Here is an 8,024-nt window from a genome sequence, read left to right on the forward strand (position 1 = left end):
GCGGTATCCACTGTGGCCACTTGGGGGAAATCATGGGCCGGGTCACCCGCTCTTACGCGTTGTTCACCGCTTCGTTCAAGGTCCTGCGCGCCCACAAGGGCCTGACCTGGTTCACCGTGCTGGCCGGCGTCGCCGCGCTGTTCGTCGCGGGGGCGTTCCTGACGCCGGCGTTCTTCGCCTCGCACGCCGAGATCACCGACCACGGCCGGCTCACCGCCGGCTCGTGGGTGCTGGTCGCGGCCTTCTACCTCGTCTCGGCGTTCGTCACGATCTTCTTCAACGCCGCCCTGATCTCCCAGGCCGACGTCGCGCTGCGCGGCGGCACGCCGGCGGTCGGCGCGGGTCTCGCCGCGGCCGCACACCGCTGGCCCGCGCTGCTCGGCTGGGCGGGCGTCTCCGCGACGGTCAGCCTGGTCCTGCGGACCGTGGAGGAGCGGCTCGGCTTCCTCGGGAGCATCGTCAGCGGCCTGGTCGGCCTGGCTTGGCGGCTCACGACGTTCCTCGTGCTCCCCGTCGTCGTGCTGGAGGGTGCCGGGGTCAAGGCGGGGGTCAAGCGGTCGGTGGAGCTGTTCCGCCGGACGTGGGGCGAGAACGCGGCCGGCGGCTTCGGCCTGAGCCTGATCGGCGTCGGCCTCGCCATGGCGGGCTACGTCGTGCTGCTCGTCGCCGGCCTCCTGCTGGGCGGCACGGCCACGCTGTTCGTCTGCGCCGCTCTCGCGGTCGGGTGGACGGTGCTCGTCGCCGTCTTCACCACGACTTTGTCCGGCATCTACCAGACGGCGCTGTACCGCTACGCCGCCGATGGCGTGGTACCCGGCGAATTCGCGTCGGTCGACTTCGCCGACGCGTTCCGGGCGCGTTGAGCGCGCATCCGCGCGGCCCGGGGCGACCGGGGGCGCGCGGACCCGATCCCATAGACTTTTCCCACCTTTGACCTCTCGCGCGCCGCGTGTCCGGCGGTGCGCGTACGACCAGTCCCAGCGGACGCCGAGGAGTTATGTCCGGAGCCAAGGAGAAGGAAGCCCAGGGCGCGGTGCTCGCCCCCGAGACGCTGCAGGAAGCGGTCAAGGCCGCCGAAGCCGCGTTCGCCGCCGCGACCGGGCTCGAAGCGCTGGCCGAGGTCAAGCCGGCTCATCTCGGCGACCAGTCTCCGGTGGGCTTGGCCCGCCGTGAGATCGGCGCCCTGCCCAAGCAGGAGAAGGCCGAGGCCGGCAAGCGCGTCAACGAGGCCCGGCAGGCCGTCCAGGCGGCCTTCGACGCCCGCCGCGCCGAGCTCCAGGTGGAGCGCGACGAGCGCGTGCTGCGCGAGGAGGCCGTCGACGTCACGCTGCCGTGGGACCGCATCCCGCGTGGTGCCCGGCACCCGATCAGCACCATCTCCGAGCGCGTCGCGGACGCGTTCGTCGCGATGGGCTACGAGGTCGCCGAGGGCCCGGAGCTCGAAGCCGAGTGGTTCAACTTCGACGCGCTGAACTTCGGCAAGGACCACCCCGCGCGTCAGCTGCAGGACACGTTCTACGTCGGCGAGGAGGACTCCGGCCTGGTGCTGCGCACGCACACCTCGCCGGTGCAGGCCCGCACGCTGCTGCACCGCGACCTGCCGGTGTACGTCGTCTGCCCCGGCCGGACGTACCGCACCGACGAGCTGGACTCGACGCACACCCCGGTGTTCACCCAGGTCGAAGGCCTCGCGGTGGACAAGGGCATCACCATGGCGCACCTCAAGGGCACGCTGGACGCCTTCGCCCGCGCGATGTTCGGCGAGAGCTCCAAGACCCGGCTGCGTCCGCACTTCTTCCCGTTCACCGAGCCGTCCGCCGAGGTGGACGTCTGGTTCGAGGAGAAGAAGGGCGGCCCCGGCTGGGTGGAGTGGGGCGGCTGCGGCATGGTCAACCCGAACGTGCTGCGCGCCTGCGGCGTCGACCCCGACGTGTACTCGGGGTTCGCCTTCGGCATGGGCATCGAGCGCACCCTGCAGTTCCGCAACGGGATCCCGGACATGCGCGACATGGTGGAGGGCGACGTCCGCTTCACCCTTCCCTTCGGAACGGAGGCGTAGTGCGAGTCCCCGTCAGCTGGCTGACCGAGCACCTCGACATCGGCGAGGAGGTCACGCCGCAGGACCTGGCCGACGCGTTCGTGCGGATCGGCATCGAGGTCGACGACGTCAAGGAGCTCGGGCCGGTGACCGGTCCGCTGGTCGTCGGCCGGGTGGCCGACATCGAAGAGCTGACCGAGTTCAAGAAGCCGATCCGGTTCTGCCGCGTCGACGTCGGTGAAGAGGCCGAGGAGCCCGCCGAAGCCGCTGCCGACGACGAAGACGAGGACGACGACGAAGACGGCGAGTTCGAGGACGAGGGCCCGCACGGCATCCGCACCCGCGGCATCGTCTGCGGCGCGCGCAACTTCGCCGAGGGCGACCTGGTCGTCGTGGCGCTGCCCGGCGCGGTCCTGCCCGGCGACTTCACCATCGCGTCCCGCAAGACCTACGGCCGCGTCAGCGACGGCATGATCTGCTCGGCCCGCGAGCTCGGCCTCGGCGACGACCACGCCGGCATCCTCGTGCTGCCCTCGGGCACCGCGAGCCCGGGTGACGACGCCCGCGAGCTGCTCGGTCTCGACGACACCGTGCTCGAGCTGGCCCCGACCCCGGACCGCGGCTACGCGCTGTCGGTCCGCGGCCTCGCGCGCGAGCTGTCGAACGCGCTGGACGTGCCCTTCGGCGACCCGGCCCTGCTGGAGGTCCCGGCGGCCGAGGGCGACGCCTGGCCGGTCCACGTCGAGGACCCGGAAGGCTGCCCGCGGTTCGTGCTGCGGCGCGTCACCGGCCTGGACGCGACGGCTCCGACGCCGTGGTGGATGCGGCGGCGGCTGATGCTGGCCGGCATCCGGTCCATCTCCCTGGCCGTCGACGTCACCAACTACGTGATGCTCGAGCTCGGGCACCCGCTGCACGCGTTCGCCACCAAGGCCATCCAGGGTGATCTGGTGGTCCGCCGGGCGAAGCCGGGCGAGAAGCTGACGACGCTGGACGACGTCGAGCGCACGCTCGACCCGGACGACGTGGTCATCGCCGACGACAGCGGCGTCATCTCCCTCGCCGGTACGATGGGCGGCGCGAGCACCGAGATCACGCCGGAGAGCACCGACGTGCTGCTCGAGGCGGCGCACTGGAACCCGGCCGCGATCAGCCGCACCGCGCGCCGGCACAAGCTGTTCTCGGAGGCCGCGAAGCGGTTCGAGCGGTTCACCGACCCGCAGCTGTGCGCGGCGGCGGTCGAGCTGGCCGCCCGGCTGCTGCGCCAGTACGGCGACGCCGCCATCCAGCCCGGCCGCACCGACGAGGGCTCGGTCGAGCCGAACCCGGCCGTCGTGATGCCGATCAACCTGCCCGACAAGGTCGCGGGCGTGAACTACAAGCGCGGGGTCACGGTCCGGCGCCTCTCCCAGATCGGCTGCAAGGTCACGGTCAGCACGGGCGACGACGGCACCGGCCAGGTCACGGCGATCCCGCCGAGCTGGCGCGGCGACCTGCGCCAGCCCGCCGACCTCGTCGAAGAGGTGCTGCGGCTGGAGGGCTACGACAGCATCCCGTCGACGCTGCCGGCCGCCCCGGCCGGCCGCGGCCTGACCGACAGCCAGCGGCGCGTCCGCAGCGTGTCCCGCGCGCTGGCCGAGGCGGGGTACGTCGAGGTCCGCCCGTTCCCGTTCATCTCCGACTCGGTCTGGGACGCCTTCGGCCTGCCGGCGGACGACGTCCGCCGCAACACGGTCGTGGTCCGCAACCCGCTGGAAGCGGACCGCAACCGGCTGGCGACGACGCTGCTGCCGGGCCTGCTGGACACGCTGCAGCGCAACGTGTCCCGCGGGATGAAGGACGTGGCGCTGTTCCACATCGGCCAGGTGGTCCTGCCCGCGCCGAACCCGCTGAAGATCCCGGACCTCGGCGTCGACCGGCGGCCGACGGACGAGGAGCTCGCGCTGCTCGAAGCCGCCGTGCCGCAGCAGCCGCTGCACGTCGCGGTGGTCCTGGCGGGCCAGCGCACCCGCGCGGGCTGGTGGGGCCCCGGCGAGCAGGCGAACTGGGCCGACGCGGTCGAGGCGGCCCGCACGATCGCCGAGGCGTCGGGCATCGAGCTGACGGTCCAGGCGACGGACCTCCCGCCGTGGCACCCGGGCCGCTGCGCCCGCTTGCAGGTCGGCGACTGGCCGGTCGGCCACGCGGGCGAACTGCACCCGAAGGTGGTCGAGGCGTTGGGCCTGCCGCCCCGGACGGTGGCGATGGAGCTGGACCTGGACGCGATCCCGCTCCCGGACTCGCGTCCGGCGCCGAGCGTGTCGGGCTACCCGCCGGTGCTGCTGGACGTGGCTCTGGTCGCGGCGGCGGACGTGCCGTCGGCGGACCTGGCCGCGGTCCTGCGTGAGGGCGCGGGTGAGCTGCTCGAGGACATCACGCTGTTCGACGTGTACGCGGGCGAGCAGGTGGGTGAAGGCAAGCGGTCGTTGGCGTACAAGCTCAGGTTCCGCGCGGCGGACCGGACGCTGACGGTCGACGAGGCGACGAAGGCCCGAGACGCCGCGGTGGCGGCCGCCGGCGAGCGCTTCGGGGCAACGCTGCGCGCGTAGCGCGTGGACGCTTGCCCTGGGCCGATAGAGGCTGGGTAGTTCGGAAGGGGTCGGGAAACCGGCCCCTTCCGGCATTTCAGCCGACCGCCCGCGCCTCTCGCCTCAACCGATGTGCTTCAACGCCTCCCTCCGCGACAACCCCGACAACCCCGGGTGGTCATCCACAAAGGACCGGACCCAGTCCGGTGCGGTCTTCGCGTAATCGCGCAGCGCCCAGCCGATTCCCTTGCGCAGGAAGAACTCCGGCTCCGCGATCGCCGGTTCGATCGTCCGCGTGAGCAGGTCGGTGTCCGTGTCCTCCTTCGCGCCGATCTGGCAGATGATCGCCGTTCGGCGCCGCCAGAGGTCCGTGTCCGCCGCCCAGCGCAGCATCGTCGGCGTCACGCCGCTCCGGTCGGCGCGCAGGATCGGGCCGATGCGGCGGATCGCGAGCTCGTCCACGTAGTCCCACCACGCGCCGTCGACGATCATCTCCTCGTACATCGGCACCAGCTGCCGGTCCTGCCACTGCCGGTACGCCCGGTGCCCGGAGAGCGCGATGGCCGCGTAGCGCTCTTCGCGGAATTCGGCCGTCCGCCACAGCTCCAGCACCGTGGCCGAATATTTCACCCGATCGGTCACTTTGTGGTCGGCCAGAACCCGCTTGAGGAGCACGGTCCGCTCGGGTGAAGCCACCCCGCGGAACGGCATGGCCGACTTCATGTACGCCTGCATCGCCGGCGCCTTCACCGGGTCGGCCAGCTCGGCCAGCCCCGTGCGGATCGCCTTGACCAGCTGTTCGTCCGCGCTCATGCGTCCTCCTGTCGCCCTCCGGCGGGCCGCAGCGTACTGCCGGGCACCGACAGTTCCGGCCCTCGGCGGCCGGCGCAGGTACCGACGAAAGACGGATGGCGGAAGTCGCGCCGGTCGACGAGATTGGCGAAGGTTGCCGGTAGGTTCGCCGGGGTCCGGCGAACTCTGTCCATTGCGGATGAAAAGGACGACTGTGAAGAGAATCGTTGCCGCCGTCGCCGCCGCGGGTCTCGCGGCCGGGCTGATGGCCGCCGCGCCCGCCGCCTCGGCGGATCCCGGGGTGCAGTTCACGCCCGCGCCGATCGCCTGGGGGCCCTGCGCGTCGGCGAGCCTGAAGGCCAACGGCGCCGAGTGCGGCTTCCTCGAAGTGCCGATGGACTACGCGAAGCCGGGCGGGACCAAGGTCTCCGTCGCGGTGTCGCGGATCAAGCACAAGACCGCGCAGTCCCAGGGCATCATGCTGGTGAACCCGGGCGGCCCGGGCGGGTCCGGCCTCGGGCTCTCGGTGCTCGGCAAGTACGTGCCGAACCACGCGGGCGACAACTACGACTGGATCGGCTTCGACCCGCGGGGCGTCGGGTCCAGCAAGCCGGCCATCAGCTGCGACGGGAACTACTTCAGCTACAACCGGCCGGCCTACGTGCCGTCGACGCCGGGGCTCGAGCAGACGTGGCTCGCCCGGTCGAAGGGCTACGCCGACGCGTGCAAGAAGAACGGTGAGATCCTCGACCACCTGAAGACGACCGACGTCGCGCAGGACATGGACAGCCTGCGCAAGGCGCTGGGCGAGAAGCAGATCAACTACTACGGCTTCTCCTACGGCACCTACCTCGGCCAGGTGTACAGCACGCTGTACCCGAAGAACGTCCGCCGGATGGTGTTGGACGGCAACGTCGACCCGCGCAAGGTCTGGTACCAGGCCAACCTCGACCAGGACGTCGCGTTCGACAAGAACATCAAGATCTACTTCGACTGGCTGGCGTCCTACGACAACGTCTACCACCTCGGCAAGACCGGTTCCGCGGTCGAGAAGCTGTGGTACGCCACGCAGCGCAAGCTCGCGAAGAACCCGGCCGGCGGGGTGATCGGCGGCGACGAGTGGACCGACATCTTCCTGCAGGCCGGTTACTACGTCTTCGGCTGGGTCGACATGGCCAAGGCCTTCGACGGCTACGTCCACAAGGGTGACTGGCAGACGCTCAAGGCGCTCTACGACGACTCGAACCCGCCCGGCGCCGACAACGGCTTCGCCGTGTACCTGGGTGTGCAGTGCACCGACGTCCAGTGGCCGACCAACTGGAACAAGTGGCGCGCCGACAACTGGCTGACCTACTTCAAGGCCCCGTTCGAGACCTGGGGCAACGCCTGGTTCAACGCGCCCTGCGTGTACTGGCCGGCCAAGGCGGGCAAGCCCGTCGACATCGACGGCCGCAAGGTCGCCGGGGCGCTGCTGATCAGCGAAGAGCTCGACGCCGCCACGCCGTACCCCGGCAGCCTCGAGGTCCGGAAGCGCTACCCGAACTCGAGCCTGATCAGCGCGCCGGGCGGCACGACGCACGCCGGCTCGCTGTCCGGGGTGTCCTGTGTAGACGACAAGATCGCCGACTACCTGGCCACCGGCGCGCTGCCGAAGCGCCAGCCCGGCAACCACTCGGACGTCCAGTGCAGCCCGGTGCCGCCGCCGGTGCCCGACGGCGCCGCCGCGCAGAAGTCGGACAGCTCCGCGAAGGCCGTGCAGGAGAAGCAACTGGCACAGCTGCTGCACTTCTGATCGGAACCTTCCCACGGTGCCCCGGTCCGGCTCGCCCGGACCGGGGCACCGTCTTGTCCGCCGGTGTCTCATCGTCGCCTCCTGATGACGGGGTGTGGTCGCCGGAGACGTTAGGGGAGGGGTCCGACAATTTCGGAGCGGAGTCGGCCGTGAGCAGCGCGTGGCCGGAAATTGTCGGGGGTGCGCGCTAGCTTCGCGGCATGTCGATCATCGAAGAGCGCCGGACCGAGATCCGGGCACAGGACATCACCTACCTGATCGCGGTCGCCACCAGGACGGACGACGACCGCGCCGAACCGACTCCCCGGGTGATGATCACCCTGGAAGCCGGCGGCCCCGGCGGCGAAGCGGTCGCCGAGGGCAGCCTCGACCTGGACGTGGCGGTGGCGGCCAAGGTGGCCGACCTCGTCGCGGACGGGTTGCTGTCCGCGACCGGCGACGGCCGGGGGCCGCGGCGAAGATCCGCCGGCCGTCCCGCGCAGCAGGGCCGGCCGTGGAACGAGGCGATGGACGCGGAACTGGAGTCGCGGTGGCTCGCGGGCGAGAGCGTCGCGGAGATCGCGGCGTACTTCGAGCGCACGCCGGGCGGCATCCGCGCCCGGTTGCCCCGCGTGGGCTGCGACCCGGAGAACCCGGGCTGCTACCTCCCCGTGCCGCCGAGCAGGCGGACGGACCTGGACGGGGGTGAGCCGAGCTGACGGCGTGGTGGGCCGGTCCCCGGTGGACCGGCCCCCCCCCGCCGCCCCGGGACGCTGGCGCCCCGGGGGGGACGCCCCCGACGGGCGCCCTGCGGACCCCCCCAACCACCCCCCCCCCCCCCCCCCGCCGGCCGCGC

Annotated in this window: 6 protein-coding genes; 5 read left to right on the plus strand and 1 reads right to left on the minus strand. The window is 71.7% G+C overall.

Annotated elements, in window-relative coordinates; translation table 11 throughout:
- The first annotated feature begins 20 nt into the window (after positions 1-20).
- The 3 genes from ACIRSS_RS42765 (at position 21) to pheT (ending at position 4,626) form a co-directional block, all read left to right on the plus strand.
- A complete protein-coding gene (locus tag ACIRSS_RS42765; RefSeq protein WP_400905833.1) occupies positions 21-863 on the plus strand; it encodes a DUF6159 family protein in 843 nt (280 codons plus the stop codon).
- Positions 864-997: 134 nt separating this feature from the next.
- Positions 998-2,059 (plus strand): phenylalanine--tRNA ligase subunit alpha, encoded by a 1,062-nt coding sequence (pheS, locus tag ACIRSS_RS42770; protein WP_400905836.1) that lies wholly within the window; start codon positions 998-1,000, stop codon positions 2,057-2,059.
- Positions 2,059-4,626, plus strand: a complete 2,568-nt coding sequence (gene pheT / locus ACIRSS_RS42775) for a phenylalanine--tRNA ligase subunit beta (RefSeq protein ID WP_400905839.1) — start codon at positions 2,059-2,061, stop codon at positions 4,624-4,626. The genes pheS and pheT overlap by 1 nt, the downstream gene beginning before the upstream one ends.
- Before the next feature lie 102 nt (positions 4,627-4,728).
- On the opposite strand, the gene ACIRSS_RS42780 is transcribed toward pheT, so the two are convergent.
- Entirely contained in the window at positions 4,729-5,418 is a 690-nt protein-coding gene (locus ACIRSS_RS42780; protein WP_400905842.1) for a DNA alkylation repair protein, read from the minus strand.
- 193 nt (positions 5,419-5,611) lie between these two features.
- On the opposite strand from ACIRSS_RS42780, the gene ACIRSS_RS42785 reads away from it, so the two are divergent.
- Positions 5,612-7,189, plus strand: a complete 1,578-nt coding sequence (locus ACIRSS_RS42785; RefSeq protein WP_400905845.1) for an alpha/beta hydrolase — start codon at positions 5,612-5,614, stop codon at positions 7,187-7,189.
- A 200-nt stretch (positions 7,190-7,389) separates the two neighbouring features.
- Positions 7,390-7,887 carry a helix-turn-helix domain containing protein gene (locus ACIRSS_RS42790; RefSeq protein WP_400905847.1) on the plus strand — a complete coding sequence of 166 codons (498 nt, stop codon included), beginning with the start codon at positions 7,390-7,392 and terminating at the stop codon, positions 7,885-7,887.
- Positions 7,888-8,024: the final 137 nt, after the last annotated feature.

The organism is Amycolatopsis sp. NPDC101161 (assembly GCF_044768185.1).
Taxonomy (GTDB): domain Bacteria; phylum Actinomycetota; class Actinomycetes; order Mycobacteriales; family Pseudonocardiaceae; genus Amycolatopsis.